We start from the raw sequence: 25,426 nt of genomic DNA, 5'->3' as shown, positions 1-25,426 counted from the left end.
GGGACAACCCTACGGAGCCGACGTCGCCGGGAGGGCCACCGACGAGGAGGTGGTCGTGCCCCGCCGGGGCCGCGTGCCGCACGCCCCCGTGCCCGGGTTCAGTCCTCGGGCACCAGGACCCGCACGCCGCGCCGTTCCAGGACCGTGGTCGTCGTGTCGTCGAGCGTCCGCTCGGTCGTCTCGTCGAACCCGTTCCCGACCGACCGCACCATGAGCGTCGCGGACCCCGACGTCAGGTAGCGCAGCGCCTCGCGCTGCCACGCGGCGTTCCGGTCGCGCGGGACGGCCTGCCCCGCGGCGTCGCGCGCCCCGACGTCGTACGCGTACCCCGACAGGTCCACCGGCAGCTCGCACCCGCGGCGAAGGTCGCGGCTCAGCACGTCCGTCAGGGCCAGCAGGGCGGGCGAGTCCGCCCGGACGCAGCCCTCCTCCGGGAGGGCGGCGCGCAGCTCGGCCGCCGGGAAGGGCGTGGGGCGAGGCAGGGCAGGGGCGGCCGTCGCGAGCCCCAGCCCCAGGCACGCCCCCGCCGCCACGAGCCCCCGGCCCCCGGCCGGGACGAGCGAGACCGCGGCGGCGACCACGAGCACCAGGGCCGGGGTCACGAACGCCGCGTACTGCTGGTAGGCCGACGGCGAGGCCAGCAGCACCACGGTCTGGACGACGAGCAGAGCGACCCACAGCCGACCACGGTGCCCGGCCCAGGCGACGACCGCCGCGACGAGCACTGCGGCCAGGACAGCCCAGACCAGGGCGAGCTGCGCCGTCGGGGTCGTGGCCCACGCGGTGCTGCCCGTCCCGGCGATCCACGTGAGCCGTTGCTCGACGCCCGTGTCGGTCTCGCGCGGGCGTCCCAGCTGGTCCAGGAACACCATGCGGAACATGTCCGAGCCCGCCGCGAGCGCGAACGGCGCCAGCACGACGACGACCGCCCCCAGCGCCCCGGCGCTCGCGCGCAGAGCCGCCCGCCACCCGGCCGTCACGAGCAGCCAGCCGATCACGACGAGGACGGGAACGACGCCCCAGATCTTGACCGTGGCACCGAGGCCCAGGACCGCGCCCCCCGCCCAGAGCCACCCCGTGCGCGCCCCCGCCCCCATGTCCGGCAGTCCGCGCAGCAGCAGGACCACCCCGCCGAGCAGGCACAGCGAGCCGAGCGGCTCGAGCAGCGTGATGCGCTCGGCCCACGCCGCGGCGAACGAGACCGCGTACAGGACCCCGCCCACGACCGCTGCGGTGGTCCCCCAGCGGCCCGCGACGCGCGTCACCAGGACGGCGTTCGCCGCCCCGACGAGCATGACGCCCACGCGCGCGGCGACCAGGGCGTCGCTGTCGCTCGTCCACGCGGTCAGGGCCGCGAACGGGGCCAGGGCGAGCATCGAGCCGGGTGGGTGCAGGAGCGTGAAGTCGCGGTAGGGCACGAGCCCGTGCACCAGGGCGACGGCCGAGGAGAAGTACACGCCGTCGTCGTACCCCGTGTAGTCGCGGACGCCGACCGTCCCGCCCGCGAGGCTCCAGCGCACCGTGAAGGCGAGGACGGCGACCCCGGCGGCGACGATCCAGCCCGTCGCGCGGGTGGGGCGTCGGGCGGTGCGGTGGGTGCGGGGCGCCGGGCTCACTCGTTCGAGTCTGCCCGGCTTCGGCGCGGGGCGCCCGGGGGGGCGGGGCCGCGCCCGGGACGGACCCGCGTGCCCGACGGCGGGGCTCGCCTCGGGGGCTCGGGTGCGGCCGGGGAGCCGGCCGGGCTCAGCGCGCGGCGACCGCGGGCTCGGCCGGCGAGGGGGCATAGGCAGTCTGCGGAGGACCGGAGAGGCGCGCGCCGCGGCTCGCTCGCAGCGCCCAGAGGATCGCGACGAGGTCGACGCCCTCCTGCATCCAGGCGCCCGCGAGCGCGGGGAGGTACCCGAGTGCCGCGACCAGCATGAGCGCGACGCTGAGCCCGATGCCGACCCAGATGCTCTGCAGCGCGACCCGGAGCGTGTCCTTGCTGACCCGCACGGCTGCTGCGACGGCCGAGACGTCGTCGCGCAGGACGACCGCGTCGGCCGAGTCGCTCGCGGCCGTGGCGCCGCGCGCTCCCATGGCGATCCCGACGTCGGCCGAGGCCAGGACCGGCGCGTCGTTCACACCGTCGCCCACCATGACCACGGGGCGCGCGGGGGCGTCCCGGACCGCCTCGACCTTGTCGAGCGGCAGGCACTCTGCGCGCACGTCGTCGATGCCCAGGGCGGCCGCGACGTGCTCGGCCGTCGTCCGCTGGTCGCCCGTGAGCATCATGACGTGATCGACGCCCAGGGACCGGAGCGTGCGCACCGTGGTCGCGGCCTCGGCCCGCACCTCGTCGCGCAGGACCAGCGCCCCGACGGGGACCCCGTCGACCGCGACGTGGACCGCGAGCTCGCCGGGCTGGAGCACGGCGGGCTCGACGGCGGTGCGGGTCTCGGCGGCGACGTAGGACCGTTTCCCCACCACGACCTCCCGGCCCGCGACGAGAGCCCGGACACCGTGCGCCGGGACCTCGTGGGCCTCGGTGCCCTCGGCCGGCTGGAGCCGGCGCTGCCGAGCGCCCTCCACGACGGCGTCGGCGAGGACGTGGCTCGAGTACTGCTCGGCCGACGCTGCCAGCCGCAGCACCTCGTCGGCCCCCAGGCTCCCGGTGGTCTCGACGCGCGCGAGCGCGGGACGACCGTGGGTGAGGGTCCCGGTCTTGTCGAAGGCCACGGTGCGGGCGCGGTCGAGCCTCTCCAGGGTCTCGCTCGACTTGACGATCACGCCCTCGCGCGCGGCGCGGCTCATCCCGCCCATGAAGGCGACCGGCGCCGCGATGAGCAACGGGCACGGTGTCGCGACGACGAGAACTTCCGCGAACCGGGTGCCGTCCCCGCTGACCCACCAGGCGAGCCCGGCGATCGCGAGCGCGACGAGGGTGAAGGGGACCGCGAAGCGGTCGGCCAGCCGGACGGTCCGTGACCGGCTCGTGGTCGCCTGCTCGACCAGCGCGACGATCTGCTGGTACTGGCTGTCGCGGGCCGACCTGGTCGCGCGCAGCGTGACGGCCTGCTGCCCGTTGATGCCACCTGAGGGGACCTCGTCCCCGCGCTGCCGCTCGACCGGCAGGGGCTCGCCCGTGAGCGACGACTCGTCGAGGTCGGCTCGGTCGCTCACGAGCTCGCCGTCGACCGGGACCACCTCGGCCGGACGGACCACGACCAGGTCGCCGGGGCGCACGTCGTCGACGGGGACGTCGCGCAGCGAGCCGCCGTCGAGCACGTGCGCGGTCGCGGGGGCGCGGGACATGAGCGCCGAGAGGTCGCGGCGGGCCCGGTTCGCTGCGTAGTCCTCGAGCGCCTCGCCTCCCGTCAGCATGAGCACCACGACGAGGGCCGCCCAGTGCTCGCCGACGACCACCGCGGCCGTCACGGCCGTCACCGCGAGGATGTCGATCCCGGCGTGCCCGCGGAGCAGGTCACGGAGCATACCCACGCCCGTCCATCCTGCGACGGCCAGCGCGTAGGCGGACACGAGCCACGGGACGGCCGGGGACCAGGGGGTGAGCGAGAGGACCCCGGCGACGGCCGCGACCAGGACCGTCGCCATCACCAGCGGATACCGCCCGAGGTTCTTCACTGTGGTCATACCACGTTGTCTAGCATTTCGTGCACATTCTTTCCAGCAAGGAAAGGCTCGCCTGGGACTGTGTGAGGAAAGGCATTCCTTCGCTGGGGTCCCCACATTTCTTCGGGGCTTCTCGGGCGGCCCCGGTGTCGCGACATGAGTGCCAGGAGCCGCGAGATGCCGCCGATCTTCGGTGCTTGCGCCAGGGGTGGGTCAGCGACAACGCGGACCTTTTCGGCGAACGTGGCGATCGTGGCGGCGCGTGGCGCAGGAATGTCCCGCCGGTGCGCGAAGAATGTGTTGGTGCGGGGTGCCGCCGTGGATGGGTGTCAGCCGCGCCGGGGCGACGCAGACGCGAGCGGGCACCCCGCGCACGCCAGGGGGATCCGGCGCCGCGTGCCCGCCGCGGGTGGGGGCGTGCAGCCCGGGCCTCCGGCACCCGTCGCGCAGCCGAGGGCGGGTGCCGCGCCCGGCCGCGTCGGGCGGGGTCCCGCGACCTGCGCGAGCCCCAGGCGGACGAGCTGAGCGACCGCCGCGTCGACGAGCCGCGGTTCGAGGCCCAGGTCGGCGGCCAGGGCGCCGACCGCGACCCCGGCGCGGAGCCGTGCCAGCACGGGCCGCAGGAGCTCGCGGGGTCCTGCGCCGTCACGGAGGCCGAGCTCCTCGCTCGGCGCCGTCGGGGCGCTCACCAGACGAGCCGCAGGAGCTGGAAGGTCGCGACCGACAGGACCCACGCGACGCTCAGCTGGATCGCGACGGCCCCCAGGGTCCAGCGCCACCCGAACATCCGCTGCTGCTCGGCGACCGTCGCGAGGCACGGCGTGTAGGCGAGCACGAAGACCATGAAGGCCAGTGCCGCCGCAGGGGCGTGACCGCCCGACGTCTCGTCGAGCGTGGCCCGGAGCTGCTCGCCGAGCTCGCCCGGCGACGAACCCACGGGCTCGTCGACCGCGTACGCCTGCGCGAGCGCGCCCACCGCGACCTCCTTGGCCACGAAGCCCGTGACGAGCGCGCTCGTGGTGCGCCAGTCGCCGTAGCCGGCGGGGGAGAAGACGGGGGCGACCTGGTCGGTCAGGCGCCCGTAGGCCGAGTCGTGCACGGGCACCTCGCCGAACGTGTGGCCGGGCGTCACGGGGACCGAGAGCAGGAGCCAGACGACGACGAGGACGCCCACGATGATCGTGCCCGCCCCGCGCAGGAACGCGAGCACACGACGGCCCGTCGTCACGAGCAGCGGGACCGGGCGCGGCACGTGGTAGGCGGGGAGGACGAGCGCGAGGGGCTCGTGGGTCAGGTCGCGGAACAACGTGCCTCGCAGCACGAGCGCCCCGACGAGCACGAGTGCGACGCTCAGCACGTACATCGCGAGCACCACGAGCCCGGTGTGCCGCGGGAAGAACGTGCCTGCGAGCAGGACGTACACCGTCAAGCGGGCGGGGCACGAGGCGTACGGGATCAGGAGGCCCGTGAGCAGCCGCTGCCGCGCGTTCGGGAGCGTGCGCGTCGCGGCGAGCGCCGGGAGGTTGCACCCGAAGCCCACGATCAGGGGCATGATGACCCGCCCGTCGAGTCCGACCGACCGCATGAGGCGGTCGGCCAGGACCGCGACCCGCGCGACGTAGCCCGAGTCCTCGAGCAGCCCGATCGCCAGGAACATCAGGGCCATGAGCGGCGCGAACGCGACGACGACGCCGACGCCCGCGACCAGGCCGTCGACCAGGAGCCCCTCGAGCCACCCGCCGCTCAGGCCCACGCCGTCGAGCGCCCAGGTCACGAGGCCTGCGACGGGGCCCGTGACCAGGGCCTCGGTCGCGCCCATGATCGGTGCCGCGACCCAGGTCGCGAGCTGGAACAGCGCCCAGAGCGTCACGACGAAGACCGGCAGGCCCACCCAGGGGTCGAGGAGGAGCGCGTCGATCCGGTCCGCGCGGCTGCGCGTCGCGGAGCCGTGCGCGCCGACCGACCCGACGACGTCGTCCGCCCACCCGAGCAGCGCGTCGATGCGGTCGAGCTCGTCGTCGGGTGCGGTGTGCGGTGCCGCGGTGCAGACAGGCAGACCCAGGACGGGCCGAGGGTGCTCGGACACCGCGCGGACCGCCGCGACCAGCCCGTCGGTCCCGCGCCCCGTCCGAGGATCGACCTCGACCACGGGCACGCCCAGACGGGCGGCGAGCCGCCCGGGGTCGACCGTCACCCCGTCGGCCGTGGCGACGTCGGTCATCGTGAGGGCCACGACGACGCGCTCGGTCCGCGCCCCGACCTGACCGAGCAGGAACAGGGCGCTGTGCAGCTCGGCCGCGTTGGCGACGAGGAGCGTCACGGTGCCCGGCTCGGCCCCTGCCCGGTCGATCTCGGCGACCGTCACGGCCTCGTCGGGCGAGACCGGGGTGAGCGAGTAGGTGCCGGGGAGGTCGACGAGCGCGAGCGGGGTCGCGGTCGTCGTACCGGCACCGGTGCGGGGCCGCCAGGTCCCCCGGGCCAGGTCGACCGTGGTCCCGGGCACGTTCCGGGTGGTCTGCCGCGCGCCCGTGAGGTGGTTGAAGAGCGTCGACTTCCCGGCGTTGGGCGTGCCCACGAGCAGCACCCGCAGGACGGGAGCGGGAGCCGTGGTCGCGCCACCGCCCGGGGCGCGGCGACCGCGGGGGTGAGCGGCGCCGTCGGGCCCCTCGTGCGTGCGCGGTGCGCCGCCCTCGCAGCGCGGACAGCTCACGGGGCGGTCTCGAACCGGCGGACCGTCGCGGCGTCGAGCGCGATGCGCCGGCGCCCGACGAGCACGACGCGCCCGCCGAACGGGGTCCGGAGCGCGACGGTCACGCCCGCGCCGGGGCGCAGGCCCAGCTCGCGCAGCCGCACGTCGGACGTCGGGGTGAGCCGCGCGCCCGCGCGCGCCGAGGTCAGGACGACGTGGGTGCCCGGGGGGACCTCGGCAAGGTTCATGCTGCCGACGCTAGTGATGAGGTGAGGCTTGCCTCAGATGCCGGAGGTCCTGGCGCTGCGGGCCGTAGGTCCCGTCAGAGGCTCAGGAGCGCGCCCGTCCCGATCCCGGCGAGCGTGCCGACCACGATCGTCACCGCGGCGATGGCTACGGGGTGCGCGGGCGTGCCGTGCAGGCGCTGCCACAGGCTAGGGGTCGCGGGAGCGGCCGCGGCATGGTGGATCTCGCGGCGCGAGAGTCCCGCGGTCACGGGGGCGGGCTCGGTGACGTGCTGCGTGCTCATGGTTCTACCTCCGGGAGATCTGCTTCTGGGAGGAGAGACGCTGTCCTGCGGTCGGCGTGACGCGGAAGTCGTGGTGAGGAGAGTCACGCGGCCCCCGGTGGCGGGGCGACCGGCTCCGGCGTAGGGCCGCCCGCCGCAGGGCGAGCCTGCCCGGCCTAGGCGCTCGCGGGCGCCGCCGTGCTCCCGCGCACCACGAGGCTCGTCGCGAGGTCCATGCGCGTGTTGGTCACGGCGCCCTCGCGCGCCTTGAGGACGAGCCGGGCCGCTTCCTGGCCCATCTCCTGGAGCGGCTGGTGGACCGTGGTGAGCGCGGGGCTCGACCAGCGGGCCACGGGGACGTCGTCGTAGCCCACGATCGAGAGGTCCTCGGGCACGCGCAGGCCGTGGCGCCGGGCGGCCTCGAGCACGCCGAGAGCCTGGAGGTCCGAGCCCGCGAAGATCGCGGTGGGCGGCTCGGGCAGGCTGAGGAGCTCGTCGGCGCGATCGGTGCCGCCCTGGGGGTGGAAGTCGCCGAACCGGACCAGGTCCGGGTCCGCGGTGAGCCCGGCCGTGCCGAGGGCCGAGCGGTAGCCGTCGAGGCGGGCGAGCGAGCACATCATGTCCTCGGGCCCCGTGATGACCCCGATGCGGCGGTGGCCGAGCTCGATCAGGTGCCGGGTCGCCATGAGGCCGCCCTGCCAGTTCGCCGAGCCGACCGAGGGGACGTCGGGCTCGGGGTCGCCCGCGGGGTCGATGACCGCGAACGGGATGGCGCGGGACCGGAGCTGCTCCTTGACCGCGGCCGGGAGGGTCGAGAAGACGAGCACGACACCGAGCGGGCGGCGCGCGAGCACGCCCTCGATCCACTCCGGCCCCGGGGCGTGCCGGGTGCCGGACTCGGTCAGCACGACGCTCGCGCCGTTCTCCCGCGCGACGTCCTCGACGCCGCGGATGAGCTCCATGGCCCAGATGCTCTCGAGCTCGTGGAACACGATCTCGATGAGGGGGGCCGAGGCGGTGGGGCTCTTGCGGCGCCGGTAGCCGTGCTGGACCAGGAGGGCCTCGACCCGGTCGCGCGTCCCGGCCGCGACGTCGGTCCGCCCGTTGAGCACCTTGGACACGGTCGAGAGGGACACCTGGGCCTCGGCGGCCACGGCGGCGAGCGTGACCCGCCCCGGAAGAACTTCGTCGGTCATGCCGGTCAGCGTAGCGCCTCGGGGGAAAGTTTCGAAGGGTGGGCCGCCGTGTCTCGGTGCGGAGGTCCCAGTCTTCTCCCAGTGGATAACGGTTGGGACTCGTTGTTGACCCCAGCGGATTCGCGTCTTAGAGTCCAGGACAACCGAGTACTTTCGGCGTTGTCGCCGAAACTTTCGAAAGGGTTCGATGATGAACACAAGAACGCGGAAGTCGCTCACGGCCGCGGCCGTGGCGTCGGCGCTGGTCCTCCCGCTCGCAGCGTGCGCGAGCGGCGACTCCGGCGGGTCCAGCCGTCCCGAGAACGAGATCCACGTGATGGTCTACGGGGACGCGACCAACAAGGTCGAGCAGCAGATGGTCGACACGTTCAACAAGACCTCGGACGTCAAGGTCGTTCTCGACACCATCCCGGGCGCCGACTACCAGCAGAAGCTCCAGACGATCATCGACACCAACGCGGCGCCGGACGTCTTCTTCAACTGGGGCGGCGGCTCGATCGAACCCTTCGTCGACGCCGACCTGCTGCTCCCCCTCGACGACTTCATCGCCGAGGACCCCCAGCTCAAGGACGCGTTCCTGCCCGCGGTGTTCAACTCGGCCGTGATCGACGGGAAGTCCTACGGCATCCCCATGCGCGGCACGCAGCCCGTCATGCTGTTCCACAACAAGCAGGTCCTCGCGGACGCGGGCATCGAGGCCCCCCAGACGTGGGACGAGCTCCTCGCCGCGGTGGAGACCCTCAAGGCGCAGGGCGTGACCCCGATCGCGCTCGGCGGCGCCGACCAGTGGCCGACCCTCATGTGGTACCAGTACGCGTTCGACCGCGTCGCCGGCCCCGAGCTGTTCGAGAAGGCGCTCGCGGGCGACACCGACGTGTGGGACTCGGCCGAGAGCCACGAGGCGCTCGACAAGCTGTCCGAGCTCATCGACGCCGGCGCGTTCGGCACCAACTTCGACTCGGTCAAGTTCACGGACGGCGGCTCGCCCGCGCTCCTGCGCACGGGCAAGGCGGCGTTCGAGCTCATGGGCTCGTGGAACTACTCGACCCACTACGACGTGGACCCCGGGTGGACCGACGCCAACCTCGGTTACACGGCCTTCCCCGCGATCGACGGCGGCAAGGGCGACGCGGCCAACATCACGGGCAACACCAACAACTTCTACTCGGTGCTCGCCAAGACCCGCTACCCGGACGCCGTGCGTGACTTCCTCAAGCTCATGTACTCGGACGAGTTCGTCGAGGCGCAGCTCGCGATCGGGAACCTGCCGACCACGACCAACACCGAGCAGTTCCTGGACCAGGCCGCGAGCCCCGAGTACGCCGCCTTCCAGTTCGACCTCGTGAAGAACGCGCCGCACTTCCAGATGTCCTGGGACCAGGCGTACCCCCCGGCTGCCGGCACCCCGCTCAAGATCGCGGTCCAGCAGTTCTTCAGCGGCCAGATCGACGCCGACGGCTTCATCGCTGCGATGAAGTCCCTGCCGGCCTCGCGCTGACCGGTCCCGGACGGAGATCGTCATGACCACCCGCGCACCCCAGGGGCGCACGCGCCCGGGCACCGCCGACCTCCAGGTCGGCCGCCCGGGCGTGGTCTGGGCCCTGCCCGCCGCCCTGTTCTTCGGGCTCTTCGCCCTCCTGCCCATGGTCCTCGTGCTCGTGCTGTCGTTCACGCAGTGGAGCGGCCTGGGCAGCCCCGAGTTCGTCGGGACCGAGAACTGGTCCCGCCTCCTCGACGACCCCGTGATGCTCAAGAGCATCGGGCTCTCGCTCGTGCTGACGGCGCTCGGCGTCGTGACCCAGACTCCGGTCGCGATGCTGCTGGGCGTGTGGGCCGCAGGGCACCAGTGGAACCGCGCGGTGCTCTCGGCGATCTTCTTCGTGCCGCTGCTGCTGTCCGCGGCCGCGGTCTCGGTCCTGTGGCGCGCGGTGCTCGACCCGAACTTCGGCGTCCCGGCCCAGATGGAGTGGCTGTTCGGCGACGGCAACCTGTTCGGCAACCAGTCGACCGCGATCGCGGTCCTGGTGTTCGTGAGCCTGTGGCAGTTCACGCCGCTGCACGCCCTGATCTACCAGGGCGCCGCGAAGGCCGTGCCGCCCATGCTCTACGAGGCGGCCGAGATCGACGGCGCGGGACGCGTGCGCTCGTTCTTCGCGATCACGCTCCCGCAGCTGCGGAACACCATGATCACGTCGGTGATCCTCATGGTCGTCGGCGGCCTGACGACGTTCGACACGGTCCTCATCCTGACCAACGGCGGGCCCGGCACGGACACGACCATCACGGCCTTCTACATGTACCAGAAGGCGTTCCGAGGCTTCGACTTCGGTCTGGCCTCGGCGATCGCCGTGGTCCTGGTCGTCGCGGCGACCGCGATCTCGCTGGTCATGGTCCGCCTGTCCGGGTACGACAAGATGCGCAGCGAGCTGGAGGGCGTGTGATGAGCAACGACCTGAGCGTCACCCCCGCGGAGCAGGTCTCCGGCCCGACGACGTCACCCACCTCGGGTGGTGCGCCCCGCCCGGGCGCGACGCAGGACGGCGGCGCGCGGCGGCGTCGGGCAGGCGGCCGGGCTGGAAAGGGCAGCCGCAACCGGCCCAACTGGGGCGCGGGCATCGCGGTCACGATCTGGCTCCTGATCGTCGCGATCCCCCTCTACGTGCTGGTCACCGCGTCGTTCCAGACGCAGGCCGGGTACGCCGAGGGCGGCCCGCTGTCCCTGCCGACCACGTTCACGCTCGACAACTTCACCAACGCGTTCGACCAGGGCTTCGGCCGCTACTTCCTCAACACGCTCGTCGTGACGGTCGCGGTGGTCGGGATCGTGGTGCTGCTCGTGCCGCCGCTGTCGTACGCGATCGTGCGCAACCGCTCGCGGGCCACCACGGGCATCTTCCGGATGTTCCTCCTGGGCCTCGCGGTCCCCGCGAGCGCCGTGATCGTCCCGATCTTCTACGTGATCTCGGTCGTGGGCCTGTACGACAACCTGATCGGCGTGATCCTGCCGACCGCGGCGTTCTGCCTGCCGATCTGCACGATCATCCTCAGCGGCTCGATGCGTGACATCACCAACGAGCTCTACGAGGCCATGGCCCTCGACGGGGCGTCGCCCAAGCGCGTGTTCCTGCAGCTCGTGCTGCCGCTGTCCAAGGGCGGCGTCGCGACGATCGTCGTGTACTCGGCCCTGCAGGCGTGGAACGGGTTCCTGTTCCCGCTGATCCTCACGCAGTCCGAGTCGACCAAGGTCATCACGCTCGGCCTCTTCAACTTCCAGACGCAGTACGGCGTCAACATCCCCGGCCTCCTCGCGGCGGTCGTCATGTCGATGATCCCGATCCTGCTCGTGTACCTGTTCGCCCGGCGTGCCCTGGTCCAGGGCCTCATGGGCGTCGGCGGAAAGTAGCTCCACGATGACTCTTCAGACGAACCTGCCGTCCTCTGCCGTGCCCGGCCCCGGTGGGGAGCCCCTCCCCGTGTGGTCCGACCCGTCGGTCGACACCGCGACCCGCGTCAAGGCGCTCATGGCGGAGATGACCCTCCGCGAGAAGGTCGCCCAGCTCTTCGGGGTGTGGGTCGGCGCGTCGGCCGAGGGCGGCGAGGTCGCCCCGCACCAGCACGACATGGAGGACGGCGTCGACCTCGACGCGCTCCTGCCCGACGGGCTGGGGCAGCTGACCCGTCCGTTCGGGACCAACCCCGTCGACCCGGCCCTGGGTGCGCTGTCGCTGCTGCGCACGCAGGAGCGCGTGCGGTCGGCGAACCGGTTCGGCATCCCCGCCGTGGCGCACGAGGAGTGCCTCGCGGGCTTCTCGGCCTGGGGCGCGACGGCCTACCCCGTGCCGCTGTCGTGGGGCGCGTCGTTCGACCCCGCGCTCGTGCGCCGCATGGCCGCCGCGATCGGTCGCGACATGCGCTCGGTCGGCGTGCACCAGGGCCTGGCCCCCGTGCTCGACGTCGTGCGCGACGCCCGCTGGGGTCGCGTCGAGGAGACGATCGGCGAGGACCCGTACCTCGTGGGCACCGTCGCCACGGCGTACGTGCAGGGCCTGGAGTCCGAGGGCATCGTCGCGACGCTCAAGCACTTCGCGGGGTACTCGGCATCGCGCGGCGGACGCAACCACGCGCCCGTCTCGATGGGCACGCGCGAGCGCGCCGACGTGATCCTGCCGCCGTTCGAGATGGCCGTCCGTGAGGGCGGCGTGCGCTCGGTCATGCACGCCTACACCGACACCGACGGCATCCCGTCGGCCGCCGACCGCGAGCTCCTCACGGGACTGCTGCGCGACACGTGGGGCTTCGACGGGACCGTGGTCGCCGACTACTTCGGGATCGCGTTCCTCAAGATCATGCACGGCGTGGCGGGCGACTGGGCAGAGGCCGCCGCGGCGGCGCTCGCGGCGGGGGTCGACGTCGAGCTGCCGACCGTCAAGACGTTCGGCGAGCCGCTCGTCGCGGCCCTCGAGGCCGGGGACGTCGACGTCGCGCTCGTGGACCGGGCCCTGGAGCGCGTGCTGCGCCAGAAGGTCGAGCTCGGCCTGCTCGACGCCGGCTGGGACCCCGTCCCCGAGGTGCTGCGCGACGTGCCCGCGGGCGTTCTGGCAGCCGTCGCCGGGGCGGGGGCCGCCGCGCAGGACATCGATCTGGCCGCGCTGCGCGGGACCGTCGACCTCGACGGCCCCGCCAACCGCGCACTGGCCCGCGAGGTCGCCGAGCAGGCCGTGGTCCTGCTCGCGAACGACGGCGTGCTCCCGCTCGGTCCGGACGTGCGCCGGATCGCGCTCGTGGGTCCCACGGCCGAGGACCCCATGGCCGTGCTCGGCTGCTACTCGTTCCCCGCGCACGTGGGCCTGGCCCACCCCGAGATCCCGCTCGGGATCTCGCTGCCCACGCTCGCCGCGTCGCTGCGCGCCGAGCTGCCCGGCGTCGCTGTCGACGTGCTGCCCGCGATCACGCTCGACGGCACGAGCGACCCGTCCTCGACCGGGGCCGTGAGCACGGCCGAGGTCGCGGCCGCCGACGCCGCGGGCATCGCGGCAGCGGTCGAGCTCGCTCGCGAGGCCGACGTCGTCGTGGTCGCCCTGGGCGACCGGGCCGGCCTGTTCGGTCGCGGCACGAGCGGCGAGGGCTGCGACGCCGAGTCGCTGCGCCTGCCGGGTGCCCAGCAGGACCTGCTCGACGCGCTGCTCGCGACGGGCCGCCCCGTGGTCGCGACGATCCTCTCGGGTCGTCCCTACGCGCTCGGCGCGGCCGCGACCCCCGCACCGGGGGAGCACGCCGCCGCGGCGATCGTCCAGGCGTTCTTCGCGGGCGAGGAGGGGACCCCCGCGGTCGCGGGCGTCCTGTCGGGGCGCGTGGCGCCGTCGGGCCGGCTGCCCGTGAGCGTGCCCGGGACCGAGGGCGCCCAGCCGACCTCCTACCTGGCCGCGACGCTCGCGCAGGCGACCGACGTGTCGAACATCGACCCGACCGCGGCCTTCGCGTTCGGCCACGGGCTCACGTACACGAGCTTCGACTGGTCGGACCTCGTGGTGAGCGCGGCCGAGGCCGCGACCGACGGGGCCTTCGAGGCGTCGTTCGTCGTGCGGAACACGGGCGGGCGCGACGGCGTCGAGGTCGTGCAGCTCTACGCGCACGACCCGGTGGCCTCGGTCGTGCGGCCCGTGCAGCGGCTCGTCGGGTACGTGCGCGTGCCGCTCGCCGCGGGCGCCTCGGCGCGCGTGAGCGCGACCGTGCCCGCCGACGTCCTGTCCTTCACGGGGCGCGACGGGCGCCGGATCGTCGAGCCGGGCGCGATCGAGCTGCGGTTCGGGGCGTCGAACGCCGACGTGCGGCTCGTGGCCCCGGTGTCGCTCGTGGGCGACGTGCGCGTGGTCGACCACACGCGCGAGCTGCACGCGCCCCTCGTGGTGGGCGAGGTCTGAGGTGACGGACCCGAGGTCGGTCAGGCGATCGGCCGCGCAGCCGATTCCCGTGGTCCGGCCGCCCTCGGGTCCGGCAGCCCGGACCTTCGCGAACCCCGTCCTGCCCGGCACGCACCCCGACCCGAGCATCTGCCGGGTCCCGGGGGCCACCCGGGCGGACGGGACCCTCGCGCCCGACGACTACTACCTCGTCACCTCGACGTTCGAGTACTTCCCGGGCCTGCCGGTCTTCCACAGCCGCGACCTCGTGACGTGGACGCCGGTGGGCCACGCGATCCACCGGACCGACCAGGTGGACCTGTCGAGCGTGCCGTCGTCGGGCGGGCTGTACGCCGCGACGATCCGCCACCACGCCGGGACCTTCTACGTCGTGACGACGCTCGTCCACACGCAGGGCCAGGGTGGGCACCTCCTCGTGACCGCGACCGACCCCGCCGGGCCGTGGTCCGACCCGGTGTGGCTTGAGGGTGACGGGATCGACCCGTCGCTCTTCTTCGACACCGCTGGTCCCGACGACACCGCTGGTCCCGACGACGGCGCTCGCGTGTGGCTCACCGCGACGCGACTCGCCGACCCGGGGGAGTGGGAGGGGCAGACCGAGGTGTGGCTGCGCGAGCTCGACCTCGCAGCCGGGGCCCTCGTCGGCCCTGAGCACGTCCTGTGGCGCGGCGCGCTGCACGGCGCGGTCTGGGCCGAGGGCCCGCACCTGTACCGGGTGGGCGACCACTACTACCTGCTGGCCTCCGAGGGCGGCACCGAGCACCAGCACGCGGTCTCGGTCGCGCGAGCCGACGCCGTGACGGGCCCGTACACGGGGAACCCCGCGAACCCGGTCCTCACGCACCGCCACCTGGGCCGGGACTTCCCCGTGGTCGGGGTCGGGCACGGGGACCTCGTGGAGACCGCGGCCGGCGAGTGGTGGATGGTCCTGCTCGGCAGCCGCCCCTACGGCGGCTACTTCCCCAACCTGGGGCGCGAGACGTTCCTCACGCCCGTGGTCTGGGAGGACGGGTGGCCCGTGGTCGCCCCGGGCGTGGGCCACGTCGCGGGGAGCTTCCCCCTGCCCGACGTCGGAGCGCGGCTTCCGGGGGCGGGTGCGGCATCGCGGGGAGGAGCTTCTGCGCAGCGGGCCGGCGCGGTCCCGGGCGATGCGTCGGGTGAGACGCCTGGTGACACGTCCGTGGAGGCGAGCGCCGTCGTCGTGCGGGAGACGTTCGACGGCACGTCGGGTGATGCGCTGGGCCTCGCGTGGAACCAGGTGCGGACCGGGGACCGGTTCTGGTCCCTGACCGAGCGGCCCGGGCACCTGCGGCTCGCGCTGCTGCCCGCGACGCTGTCCGACGTCGCGACCCCCGCGTTCCTGGGGCGCCGCCAGGAGCACAGGGACGTGGACCTCACGGTGCGCGTCGACGTCGACCCGGCCGGGCCCGACGAGTGGGCCGGGCTCGCGGTGCGCCAGTCCGAGGAGGCGTGGATCGCGGCGGTCGTGACGCGGGCGGCGCCCGGTCCGGCCGGTGCGCCCGGTGGGCGCGAGGTGCTCGTCGTCGAGCGCTTCGGAGGCGAGGAGGTCGTCGTGGGGCGCACGGCACTCGGACCGCTCGGCCTGGCCGAGGGGCCCGTGGACGTGGTGCTGCACGCTGCAGGGCAGGACTACGCGTTCGGCGTCGAGACCGGGGACGGGTTCGTCGCGGTCGCGACCGTGCACGGCGGGCGGCTCAGCTCGCCCGAGGCCGGAGGGTTCCTGGGCGTGTGGCTCGGGCCGTACGCGACGGGCCGCGGGACGCCGACGGCGACCGTGGCGGACGTCGAGCGGGTGGAGTACCGGGGGCGCTAGCGCGCGACCAAGGCCTCGGCGGCCCAGGTCGGAGGCCGACGCTGTCCGCAGGGGCGCCGCTCCCAGGCTGAGGCGTCAGGCCCCGGCCGCGTGGCGTGACGCCGACGCCAGGCGTTCGACGAGGTCGTCCGGGACGGGTCTGCGCGGCGAGAAGGTGATGCCGGTCTTGGTCGCCTGGAGACCGGCGGCTGCGATCTCGTCGGCATGTGCGGTGATGGCGCCCGGGAGGACGTAGAGCCCGCACTGCTTGCTGAACGCCGCGTAGCTCGCGACGACCGAGCCGTCGACGGCGAACCCCGGCATGTCATAGGCCACGATCTCCTCCGCTTCCGGCAGAGTGCGGGACAGCAGCGCGCGCAACCGCCTCAGCGACGGCTGGAAGACCTCGGGCGCTGCGGCGATGTAGGAGTCGTGGTCGGCTGACGTCGTCATGGGGTGTCTCGCTCTCGGCTGGTGTTGTGGAGGCTCGGTCGTCGGGCCGTGGGGCAAGCCTCCCGCGGGCCCGCTCCGGTGTCACCCGCGCTGTGCTGAGCCGACCTCGGCTCCGCGGACCTCGATCGCGTGCCAGCGGAACCGGTCGACGAAGGCGCTGAAGGACGGGACCTTCACGAGCGCCGAGAACACCGCGAAGCCGACCGCCCCACCGGTGACGTTGAAGAGCAGATCGTTCACGTCCGCGATGTGACCGCCACCCACCAGGTGCGCCGTCACGAGCTGGGTGACCTCGATCGTCAGGGAGAGGACCGCTGCCGCCACCACGACCTTCCTCCACGAGGCCCGGGGCACGAGCAGCGGCACGAGGACGCCGACCGGGACGAAGACCAGGACGTTCATGACCGCGTCAGCGATCTCGTAGTCCGCGAACGGCACGACGGCGAGATGGCTGCCCCAGGGGGCGCTGCTGACGGGCTTGTCCAGGAAGACGGGGAAGACGGTGTTCGCGACGATCCCGGCGACGTAGACGCCGAGCGCGAGGGCGACCGCGGCCCGCGGCACGGAGAACCGCCCGCTGCGGATCAGGGACCACATCGACCCCGCGAGCACTGCGGCGGCCAGAGGGATGACGACCGGGAGGACCGGGACCTGCTGGAACACGGATGACCTGCACCTTCTCCGAGACACGAACGCGGCTGGTGCCGCGGCTCCACGCAACGGTGCCCGCTGTCCGACGAGCTCGGCATCCGTCTGTGGTCGGATCCCTGGGGACGGTGAGTGCGACCGTCGTCCCCTGGGCGGAGCGTGTGCGCGCGGCGCTCGATCAGCCGGGCCGCACGTCGGGCGGGTCGAGCAGGCGGCGAAGGCGGGTCTTCTTCTCGTTCTCGCGCACGATCCACGCCACGTCCGGGTCGTCGGAGCTGCGCAGCGCGGCGAGACGCGGCAGGCCGGCAGCCGGGTCGCCCGCGACGGCGACGCTCCAGCAGTACCCGAGGGCCTGGCGCAGCGCCCGGACGCCGGTGTCGCGGCGGGCGCCGGACGGGAGCGCGCCGATCGAGGCGGTGGCGGCCGCGCAGACGTCCAGGGCGGTGGTCGCGGTGGCGGGGGTTCGCAGGAGGCGCGGCTCGCAGATCCCAGCGACCGCGGCTCGGCGAACCAGGGGGTCTCGGTCGTCGACCCAGGACGCCACGAGCGCGCCGAGGATCGCGGGCTCGGCATCGCCGATGCGCTGCAGCGCCATCGCGACAGCCTCGCGGACGCGCCACGACCCCTCGGCGGCGCGGTCACGCAGCAGGGCCACCAGTTCAGTGCGCGCACCGGCGGGGACGTCGACGACGAGCCGGCCGAGGCCGACCGTCCCGCAGCAGCGGAGGTACTCGTCGGGGCTGTCGGCCAGGGCGAGCACGAGGCCTTCCGTCGCGACGTCGGCGAACGCGCCGATCAGCTCGAGGTTCGCCCGGGGCCCGGGCAGCCCGGAGCGGGCGGAGAGGAACGCGCGCACGGCGGCGGGATCGCCGTCGAGCGCGCGCAAGGCGGCCCGATGCTCGTCACGCACGCTCATGACCAGCACGCTAGGGCTTCCACCCCCGCCCGGGGTAGGGCCGTTCGGCTGAGGCTCAGCTGCCGAAGGGCCTGTCTCGGCCCTGGGTCCGGCGTGCAGGCGGACTCACGGGCGCCCGATTCCTACTCCACGACGACGTCGCGCTCGTCGACGCCACCCCGCGAACCCGTCGGTCGGGTGTCGTGGGTCAGTCTGGTAGGAGCGCGTCCACCTGGTGTGCGATCTCCTGCACGATTGCCTCGACGGGGCGTGCGGCGTTGGCCGTCGCGGCCATGCTGAGCAGCATGATCGCCGAGACGATGTGAGCGAGGGTCGCGGCCTTGGCGGGGTTGATGCGTTGGTCGCGTTGCAGCACGGCTGCGATGGCTTCCTCGGTCTGAACGGTCAGCTCGAGGGCCTTGCGGTGGTGAGGCTCGTCCGGGTCGCCGAAGACGATCTCGCGCAGGTAGGTGCGGCCGTTGGAGATCTGGGCGCGGTTGCACTCCACGACGGGGCGGACGATCGCCATCACGGCTTCGAGAGGGTCTTCGGCGTGATCGGCGGCTGCCCTGCCGCGGGCGAGGGCGTCGGTGTAGGAGGAGTTCTGGACGAGCAGGAGGAGCTCGCCCTTGGTCTTGGCGTACAGGAACAGGGTGCCGGTGCCGATGTCGGCCTTGTCGGCGATCTGCTGGGTGGTGACGTCGTCGACGCCGTGCTCGGAGAAGAGCTCTCGGGCGGCGGCGGTGATGCGGTCGAGCTTGTCCTGCTTGTTCCGTTCGCGTCGACCGACGGGCTGGGGGGCGACTGACATGGGACGACGTCCTTCGGGAATAGAACCTGACTGCGCTCAGTTCCGAGCATAGTCACTACTGTGTGGGCTCGGAAGTATCGGGCCTCATTCTCCCATTCTCGGGGGACACCTTGGTGTCCACCGGCTGGTGGGTGCTGGGCGGCGGTGGCGTTCGCGACCCCTCGATGTGAAGGACGAACAGCCTCATGACCACGTCTTCCCTCTGGCAGCCGTTCACGCTCGGCCGCGTGGAGCTCGCCCACCGGCTCGCACTGGCTCCCATGACCCGCAGCCGGGCCAACCCTGACGGCACCCCTGGGCCGCTGACAGCCCGCTACTACGGGCAGCGCGCCTCGCTTGGGCTCGTCATCACCGAAGGGGTCCAGCCCTCGGCAGATGGGCAGGGGTACCTGAACACCCCGGGCATCTACACCCCGGAACACGTCGCGGGCTGGCGCGAAGTCGCCGACGAGGTGCACGCGAGCGGGGGCGCGCTCTACATCCAGCTGATGCACGTCGGGCGCGTCTCACACCCCGACAACACCCCGCATCACCGTCAGCCGGTCGCGCCGTCGGCGATCTCCGCCGAGCAGGACATGTTCACCGCCACGGGCCCGCAGAAGACTCCGGTGCCCCGGGAGCTGAGCATCGACGACATCCAGACCACGATCGTGGACTTCCGTCACGCGGCAGCCTCTGCGATCGCCGCCGGCGCGGACGGCGTGGAGATCCACGGCGCGAACGGGTACCTGCTGCACCAGTTCCTGTCCCCGAACGCGAACCACCGCACGGACTCCTACGGCGGATCGGTGGAGAACCGGTCCCGGTTCGTGATCGAGGTGGCCCGTGCGGTGGCCGAGGAGATCGGAGCCGACCGCGTGGGCATCCGTCTGTCGCCGTCGATGCCCCTGGGCGGGATCGACGAGGGTGACACCGAGCAGGTGCGCGCCCAGTACCGGCACCTGGTCGGCGAGCTCGCGGGACTGAATCTGGCCTACCTTCACCTGCACCACGTCGGCGACGACGAGCTGCTGCGTTCGTTCCGCGACACCTGGCCGACCGCGGTGCTCGTGGTGCGGTACGGGCGTTCACGCGAGCAGATCTCCGACGACATCGACGCGGGTCTGGCAGATGTCGCGCCATTGGGGCGGTTCGCGCTGGCCAACCCCGACATCGTCGAGCGCCTGCGCACCGACGCTCCGCTGAACGAGGTGGACCCCACCACCTTGTACGGCGGCGGCGAGGCCGGGTACACGGACTACCCGGTCCTGACACGCGCCTGAGCGCGTGCCCGTGAGCCGCCCGCCCTGCTCCGCCCCGGAGGGGTGGGCGGCTCACGCCTCCGCACATCGCGTCCACACACGAAGAAAGAAGCAGAACATGTCATCACTGAACGGCGCCGTCGTCCTGGTCACCGGAGCCAACGGCGGGATCGGGACCCACTTCGTCCACCAAGCACTGGCCCGAGGAGCGAGCAAGGTCTACGCCAGCGCGCGCACCCCCCGCGCCTGGGGCGACGAGCGCATCGTCCCGCTTGCCCTCGACGTCACCGACCCCGTGTCCATCGCAACCGCGGTCCAGGCTGCCCCAGACGTGACGGTGCTGATCAACAACGCAGGCGCATCGGTGTCCAGCGCCGGCATCCTCACCCACACCGACGACGAGATCCGCGCCAACGTCGAGACGAACTTCCTCGGCCCGCTCTTCCTCACCCGGGCCTTCGCCCCGATCCTCACGGCCAAGAGCGCGTCGGTGATCGTCGACATCCACTCCGCGCTGAGCTGGTACGCGGTCGCCGGCATCTACAGTGCGACCAAGGCCGCCCTGTGGTCGGCCACCAACTCCCTGCGACTCGAGCTCGCCCCTGCCGGGGTCCAGGTCGTGGGAGTGCACGTCGGCTATGTCGACACCGCGATGGCCGCGCACGCCACCGACCCCAAGACCGACCCGGCCGACCTCGTGCGCATCGTGTTCGACGCCGTCGAAGCAGGCGAGCTCGAGGTCCTGGCCGATCAGACGTCCGTGCAGGCCAAGGCCGGGCTCAGCGCCCCCCTCGAGCTGGTCTATCCCCAGCTGGTGAACGCGAACGCTTGATCCTGCGGGTGGGCTGCACCGCGGTGCCGGTGACCGCGGTGCAGCCCGCACCAGAGAGGCTGCATCAGCGTGCGGGATGCGGAGAGGATGACGAGATGGCTCTGACCGACCTCGCGGAGCGCGCCCGCCTGGCGATCTACACCCACCTTGCCAAGGAGGGGAGTCTGCCTTCGCGAGAGGCGCTCGCCTGGCAGCTCGGCACGACGACCATGGCCTACGCCCACGCACTCGAAGAGCTTGCCCAGACCCGCCACCTTGTCCTCAGGGACGGTGAGGTCGAGATGGCCCATCCTTTCGCGACCCGTTCCTTCGGGTTCTCGGTGATGGGCCCGCACGCGCTGTGGTGGGGCGGTTGCGCCTGGGACTCGTTCGCGATCCCCCACCTCGTGCCCGACGCCCCGGAGGTCTTGGTCGCCACCACCTGCCCCGCCTGCACGACCCCGCACGCCTGGACGGTCACGAACCAGGAGCCACCTGCTGGGGACCACGTCGCCCACTTCCTCACCCCCGCCGACCAGATCTGGCCCGACGCGGCGCACGCCTGCGAGAACCAGCTCATCTTCTGCTCCGAGGAGTGCGTGGACGACTGGCTGACACGCACCGGCAACACCCGCGGGTACGTCATGGACCTGAGCACCTTGTGGCGACTGGCGGCCCACTGGTACGACGGCCGTCTAGATGCCCGCTACACCCGGCGTGAGCTCACCGCAGCCGCCGAGTACTTCCGCAGCGTCGGCCTGCACGGATCCTTCTGGGGCCTCTCGGATCTCGACGGGCAACCGACCCAAGCATGATGCTGCAGGGCCCGCGGACCGGTGGCTCGCAAAGCCCTCTCGCAGCGCTGTCGGTGAGAACACTGGCGAGGACGCGCTCGTTCCCGGGCTACGTCCGGCCTACCGGTCGACCCGTCACGACGAACAGCGCAACGGCGGGCGCTGAGCACTGGTGCGCCGAGCTTCTTCTCCCGGCTGGCTACTCCTCGTGGTGGGGCAGGATCTTGCCGTTCTTCACGTAGGTGGCTTCTCGCCTGGGGCGACGTCGTACCAGCGGGAGGATCCGGGAGGGCCGGCATGCAGGAGCGTGCGACGGAAGATGTTCACCTCGTCCTCGAACGCCAGTGCGGTCTGCTTGCGGCCGACCAGCGGGGACAAGGCGTTCTCGAAGGTGACCTCGGCGATCCCGTCGATCCACCGATCCTCCGGGATCGCCGTCTCGACGCCGGAGGTGTTCGGCCAGCGGCCGGGGTTGTGCTCGGCGAGGTGGGTCTGCCGGTACTCGAGAAGGCCGGGGGTGGCGGAGATGATGCCCGAGTGAGGGCCCTTCCACCTTGCCGGGCTGGTCGGTGCGCATCCACAACAGGATGGACGAGGTGAAGTGCTTCGACACCTCCGGTGTCGTCGTGACGCTGCCGCTCATCTTCATGCCGTCCGTTCACTTCGTGTGCCGTCGGGCGCTAGTCGGTGAGGAATTTCGCGGCGACAGGGGCGAACTTCTCCCAGTACTGGAAGATGCCGCCGTGGCCGGAGTTGGGGTAGATGATCAGCTCCGAGTCCTTGATGCGCTGGTGCAGGTCTGCGGAGAGGATGGAGGGCACCATGCGGTCGTTGTCGCCGTTGGCGATCAGCGTCGGCTGGGTGATCACCGAGAGGTCCGACGGGGCCGAGCGGCCGTACCGCTGGATCGCTTTCAGCTGCGTACCGAACGCCTTGTTGCTGATCGGCGCGTCACGGTCGACGGTGCGCTCCTTGAGGCGTTCCACGAACTCCTTCCCGGCCTTCTTGCCGACCTTGTCCCGGTTGAAGAAGAGGAACTCCTTCGGGTCCGACCGGGTGATGACCGACCGGAAGATGTCCCAGTACGTGACTCCCACGACCTTGTCGATGTTCCTCCCGCCGCGGGGGCCGGTGCCGGTCAGGACGAGCTTGCGGACCAGGTCAGGGTGCTTGACGACCAGGTCCTGGGCGATCATGCCGCCCATGGAGAAGGAGAAGATGTCGATCTTGTCGAGACCGAGCGCCGTGATGAACGTGTAGGCGTCGTCAGCTGCCGCCTCGAGGGTGTGGGGGACGGTGCCGGAGGAGGCGCCGACGCCTCGCTGGTCGAACGTGATGACGTGACGGGTCTTTGCGATGGCGTCCACGATGCGTGGGTCCCAGTTGTCCAGGGTCGCGGCCAGGTGGACGAAGAACACGACCGGGATACCGCCCTTCGGTCCGAGCTCACGGTAGGCGAACGTGACTCCTCCCGCGGTGATGCTCTTTGCCGGGGCCTTCGCGTAGGACGTGATGACGGGCTCTTGGCTGGAGGTCATGATGTCTCCCTCGAGGTTGGTCGTGATCAGGACTCGTCGGAGACGGGTCAGGGGTTGGTGATGACGGCCTTGCCGCGAACCTTGCCGTGGGCAAGGGCGTCGAGGGCCTGAGGTGTCTGGTCGAAGGAGAACGTCTTCCCGACGACGGGGCGCAGCGTCCCCTTCTCGACGAGGGCGGTGATCTGGCGCAGCTGGTCGCCGCTGGCGCGCATGAGCAGGAACTCGTAGGTCACGCCGAGCTTCTTGGCCTGGCGACGGATCGTGGCGCTCAGTGCAGTGATCGCGAGGCGCAAGACCGGGTTCAGGCCTGCCTCGCGGGCAAAGGCCGGGTCCGGGGGGCCCGAGATCCCGATTGCCTTCCCGCCGGGCCGGAGCACGCGCAAGGACTTCTCGAGGTTCTGCCCGCCCAGGCTGTCCAGGACCAGGTCGTATCCATCGAGGAGCTCCTCGAAGTCCTGGCTGCGGTAGTCGATGACGGTGTCCGCGCCGAGCTCACGGACGAAGTCGGCGTTGGCCGCGCTGGCGGTCGTGGCGACGTGCGCACCCAGGTGCTTGGCGAGCTGGATCGCGATCGTGCCGACGCCGCCGGCGCCAGCGTGGATGAGAACCTTCTGGCCCGGTTGCACCTTCCCGCGCTCGACCAGTGCCTGCCACGCGGTCAGGGCCACCAGCGGCAGGGATCCGGCCTGCTCCAGGCTGATCGATGCGGGCTTGAGTGCCAGGTCGGCTTCGTCGACGGCGATGCGTTCGGCGAAGGTGCCGATCCGGCCGTCGCGCGGGCGAGCGTAGACCTCGTCACCCGGCTCGAACCCCTGCACCTTCGCACCGACGCGGACCACGGTCCCGGCGAGGTCGTGGCCGAGGATCAACGGGAGCTTGTACGGCAGGATCTGCTTGAACTCGCCGGTGCGGATCTTCTCGTCGAGCTGGTTCAGCCCGGCGGCCTGCACCCGTACGAGCACGTCGCGCTCGCCGACGGCCGGTTCAGAGACGTCTGTCTCCTGCAGGGGGCCCTTGTACTTGTCGAACACGAACGCTCGCATGATCTCTCTGTCTCCTACGGATCTGTCGGTGGGGTGATGGTGGTCGGCGACGCAGGAAGTCGCGCGCGGCGGCGACGAACGCGCTGTGATGCTGAAAGACCGCGCCGTGCCCTGCGTCCAGGTACATCGTGACCGAGGCGGCAGGCAGGAGGCCTGCCAGGGCGGCGGCGTTGGCCGGACGGCCCCGCTGCTCCGACACGCGAGCTCCCTCCCTGACGACTATCCTGACTACACTCAAGTCTGAGCGTAGTCAGAATTTCTGTCAAGAGCATCGCCGACCGCGCCGAGGCAAGCTGACGCAGTCTTGCTGCAGGGTGGGAAGACTGCGATGCGCGAAGCGGACTCCAGCTGGCGTCTTGGCGCGATGACCACCGTCGCCCGAGATCGCCGAGACGCCCGCCACATCGGCAGCTCACCGATCTCAGATCCGCGCCACCGAGCATTTCATTGGCGGCATCGCGCAGGGCTCCGCTGCGGCGAGAGAGCAATGTCCTCCCTGGCGACGAGCCGGGCGGGAGTCTGTACCCAGGCGGTGGCGCGGCAGGGGCAGTCTGGGTGCGTCGGACCTGGGTCTCGACGCTACCGGGAGACGGATCTTCAGGGACTCGTGACGGTCGCCCGGCCCGGGTGCAGGACCAGCGTGACGAACCCCAGACCGCCTCGGTACCCCTGGAGCCAGCCGTTGCGGTGCTTCTCGACCTCGGAGAGCACCTCACCCGCGTCAGGGTGGTCCGGGTTCTCGACCGCCCAGCGAGCCGGAGCCCCGGTCCACGCCCACTCGTAGTCGTCCCACTCCTCGAGCGTGCTGACGTGCCCTTGCACCGTCGCCCACCCGTGCCGCGTCACGAGGTCGACGGTGCCGGGCAGGTCGAGGTACTCGTCCGCCGAGAGGCCACCGAGGCCGTCGAGGACGGCCGCTGTCGGAGGCGCAGGCCAGAAGCAGTCACCGAGCAGGAGCAGACCGTCGGCGGCGAGGTGGCCGCGCGCGGCCTCGAGCGTGGGGCCGAGGCCCCCGAACGCGTACGCCGCGCCCACGCTGAGCACCGCGTCGAACGGCACCTCGCTCACGTACTCCCGGACGTCGCCCTGAACCAGCGTCAGCCGGTCCGCCATGCCCGCGGCAGCAGCCTTGGCCAGCGTCTCCTCGAACCCGACGTCGGACATGTCCACCCCCACCGCGGTGAGGCCGGGTTCCCGGCCCAGCGCCCGCAGCAGCCACGTGCCGTCACCGCACCCGAGGTCGAGGACGCTCCGTCGTCCGCCCGTCGTCCGGTCGAGGAGGCCTTCGACGCGGGCATCGCTCAGCGGCGACGCGATCGGGTGCTCGGAGTGCGCCAGGCGAAAGAGGGTGGATCGTTCCATCCCCGGACCCTACGCGAGGACCAACGGTCGGGACACGGATCGTCGGGCGCCGGGAGCCAGCTGGTGAGAAGGGCGGCGGCCGTCGGTCGTT

At 72.3% G+C, this 25,426-nt stretch carries 22 protein-coding genes; 8 read left to right on the top strand and 14 right to left on the bottom strand.

Translation table 11 applies throughout. The annotated features are described in order from the left end of the window. Window positions 1–98: 98 nt before the first annotated feature. From ACIPWA_RS15540 to ACIPWA_RS15510, 7 genes are all read right to left on the bottom strand, one after another. Window positions 99–1,616: a glycosyltransferase 87 family protein gene (locus ACIPWA_RS15540; protein ID WP_400291452.1), complete on the bottom strand. Its 1,518-nt coding sequence runs from the start codon at window positions 1,614–1,616 to the stop codon at window positions 99–101. A gap of 127 nt (window positions 1,617–1,743) precedes the next feature. Next, window positions 1,744–3,633: a heavy metal translocating P-type ATPase gene (locus ACIPWA_RS15535; protein ID WP_400291450.1), complete on the bottom strand. Its 1,890-nt coding sequence runs from the start codon at window positions 3,631–3,633 to the stop codon at window positions 1,744–1,746. Window positions 3,634–3,941: 308 nt separating this feature from the next. Further along, window positions 3,942–4,301 (bottom strand): hypothetical protein, encoded by a 360-nt coding sequence (locus tag ACIPWA_RS15530; RefSeq protein ID WP_400291448.1) that lies wholly within the window; start codon window positions 4,299–4,301, stop codon window positions 3,942–3,944. After that, window positions 4,298–6,322: a ferrous iron transporter B gene (gene feoB / locus ACIPWA_RS15525; protein ID WP_400291446.1), complete on the bottom strand. Its 2,025-nt coding sequence runs from the start codon at window positions 6,320–6,322 to the stop codon at window positions 4,298–4,300. The genes ACIPWA_RS15530 and feoB overlap by 4 nt, the downstream gene beginning before the upstream one ends. After that, window positions 6,319–6,549, bottom strand: coding sequence for a FeoA family protein (locus ACIPWA_RS15520; RefSeq protein WP_056653215.1), 231 nt, complete (start codon window positions 6,547–6,549; stop codon window positions 6,319–6,321). The genes feoB and ACIPWA_RS15520 overlap by 4 nt, the downstream gene beginning before the upstream one ends. A 74-nt stretch (window positions 6,550–6,623) precedes the next feature. Then, on the bottom strand, window positions 6,624–6,830 hold the full coding sequence (locus ACIPWA_RS15515) for a hypothetical protein (RefSeq protein WP_400291443.1): 207 nt from the start codon (window positions 6,828–6,830) through the stop codon (window positions 6,624–6,626). 155 nt (window positions 6,831–6,985) lie between these two features. Beyond that, window positions 6,986–8,005: a LacI family DNA-binding transcriptional regulator gene (locus ACIPWA_RS15510; protein WP_068626022.1), complete on the bottom strand. Its 1,020-nt coding sequence runs from the start codon at window positions 8,003–8,005 to the stop codon at window positions 6,986–6,988. A 187-nt stretch (window positions 8,006–8,192) separates the two neighbouring features. On the opposite strand from ACIPWA_RS15510, the gene ACIPWA_RS15505 reads away from it, so the two are divergent. From ACIPWA_RS15505 to ACIPWA_RS15485, 5 genes are read left to right on the top strand one after another with little or no spacing between them, the layout of a single operon-like run. Further along, the gene (locus ACIPWA_RS15505; protein WP_400291441.1) at window positions 8,193–9,503 is read left to right on the top strand and encodes an ABC transporter substrate-binding protein; all 1,311 of its coding nucleotides are present in this window, start codon (window positions 8,193–8,195) and stop codon (window positions 9,501–9,503) included. A gap of 22 nt (window positions 9,504–9,525) precedes the next feature. Continuing rightward, on the top strand, window positions 9,526–10,446 hold the full coding sequence (locus ACIPWA_RS15500) for a carbohydrate ABC transporter permease (RefSeq protein ID WP_056653200.1): 921 nt from the start codon (window positions 9,526–9,528) through the stop codon (window positions 10,444–10,446). Next, window positions 10,446–11,408 (top strand): carbohydrate ABC transporter permease, encoded by a 963-nt coding sequence (locus ACIPWA_RS15495; protein WP_082609097.1) that lies wholly within the window; start codon window positions 10,446–10,448, stop codon window positions 11,406–11,408. The genes ACIPWA_RS15500 and ACIPWA_RS15495 overlap by 1 nt, the downstream gene beginning before the upstream one ends. A gap of 7 nt (window positions 11,409–11,415) precedes the next feature. Next, window positions 11,416–13,926 carry a beta-xylosidase/alpha-l-arabinosidase gene (locus ACIPWA_RS15490; protein WP_400291437.1) on the top strand — a complete coding sequence of 837 codons (2,511 nt, stop codon included), beginning with the start codon at window positions 11,416–11,418 and terminating at the stop codon, window positions 13,924–13,926. A gap of 49 nt (window positions 13,927–13,975) precedes the next feature. After that, window positions 13,976–15,760: a glycoside hydrolase family 43 protein gene (locus tag ACIPWA_RS15485; RefSeq protein ID WP_400291435.1), complete on the top strand. Its 1,785-nt coding sequence runs from the start codon at window positions 13,976–13,978 to the stop codon at window positions 15,758–15,760. 75 nt (window positions 15,761–15,835) lie between these two features. Here the strand turns inward: ACIPWA_RS15485 and ACIPWA_RS15480 are convergent, their stop codons facing one another. From ACIPWA_RS15480 to ACIPWA_RS15465, 4 genes are all read right to left on the bottom strand, one after another. After that, a complete protein-coding gene (locus tag ACIPWA_RS15480; RefSeq protein WP_056764333.1) occupies window positions 15,836–16,192 on the bottom strand; it encodes an iron chaperone in 357 nt (118 codons plus the stop codon). Window positions 16,193–16,273: 81 nt separating this feature from the next. Continuing rightward, window positions 16,274–16,855 carry a VanZ family protein gene (locus ACIPWA_RS15475; protein ID WP_056653192.1) on the bottom strand — a complete coding sequence of 194 codons (582 nt, stop codon included), beginning with the start codon at window positions 16,853–16,855 and terminating at the stop codon, window positions 16,274–16,276. Between the two features lie 163 nt (window positions 16,856–17,018). Beyond that, window positions 17,019–17,756, bottom strand: a complete 738-nt coding sequence (locus ACIPWA_RS15470) for a HEAT repeat domain-containing protein (protein ID WP_056653619.1) — start codon at window positions 17,754–17,756, stop codon at window positions 17,019–17,021. A gap of 187 nt (window positions 17,757–17,943) precedes the next feature. After that, the gene (locus tag ACIPWA_RS15465) at window positions 17,944–18,546 is read right to left on the bottom strand and encodes a TetR/AcrR family transcriptional regulator (RefSeq protein ID WP_056653189.1); all 603 of its coding nucleotides are present in this window, start codon (window positions 18,544–18,546) and stop codon (window positions 17,944–17,946) included. Between the two features lie 185 nt (window positions 18,547–18,731). On the opposite strand from ACIPWA_RS15465, the gene ACIPWA_RS15460 reads away from it, so the two are divergent. The 3 genes from ACIPWA_RS15460 to merB all read left to right on the top strand — a co-directional run bounded on the left by ACIPWA_RS15460 (window position 18,732) and on the right by merB (window position 21,413). Then, complete coding sequence (locus ACIPWA_RS15460) at window positions 18,732–19,808, top strand: alkene reductase (protein ID WP_056653186.1); 1,077 nt, start codon at window positions 18,732–18,734, stop codon at window positions 19,806–19,808. Between the two features lie 97 nt (window positions 19,809–19,905). Further along, complete coding sequence (locus tag ACIPWA_RS15455; RefSeq protein WP_056653183.1) at window positions 19,906–20,619, top strand: SDR family oxidoreductase; 714 nt, start codon at window positions 19,906–19,908, stop codon at window positions 20,617–20,619. Window positions 20,620–20,714: 95 nt separating this feature from the next. Continuing rightward, a complete protein-coding gene (merB, locus tag ACIPWA_RS15450; protein WP_056653180.1) occupies window positions 20,715–21,413 on the top strand; it encodes an organomercurial lyase in 699 nt (232 codons plus the stop codon). Window positions 21,414–22,072: 659 nt separating this feature from the next. Here the strand turns inward: merB and ACIPWA_RS15445 are convergent. From ACIPWA_RS15445 to ACIPWA_RS15435, 3 genes are all read right to left on the bottom strand, one after another. Further along, the gene (locus ACIPWA_RS15445; protein ID WP_400291430.1) at window positions 22,073–22,930 is read right to left on the bottom strand and encodes an alpha/beta fold hydrolase; all 858 of its coding nucleotides are present in this window, start codon (window positions 22,928–22,930) and stop codon (window positions 22,073–22,075) included. 47 nt (window positions 22,931–22,977) lie between these two features. After that, on the bottom strand, window positions 22,978–23,973 hold the full coding sequence (locus ACIPWA_RS15440) for an NADP-dependent oxidoreductase (RefSeq protein ID WP_400291428.1): 996 nt from the start codon (window positions 23,971–23,973) through the stop codon (window positions 22,978–22,980). A gap of 597 nt (window positions 23,974–24,570) precedes the next feature. Continuing rightward, window positions 24,571–25,335, bottom strand: a complete 765-nt coding sequence (locus ACIPWA_RS15435; protein WP_400291426.1) for an SAM-dependent methyltransferase — start codon at window positions 25,333–25,335, stop codon at window positions 24,571–24,573. Window positions 25,336–25,426 lie beyond the last annotated feature (91 nt).

Origin of the sequence: Oerskovia enterophila (genome assembly GCF_044748475.1) — a bacterium.
GTDB classification, from domain to species: Bacteria; Actinomycetota; Actinomycetes; order Actinomycetales; family Cellulomonadaceae; genus Oerskovia; species Oerskovia enterophila.
This window is presented reverse-complemented; position numbering and strand designations above follow the sequence as displayed.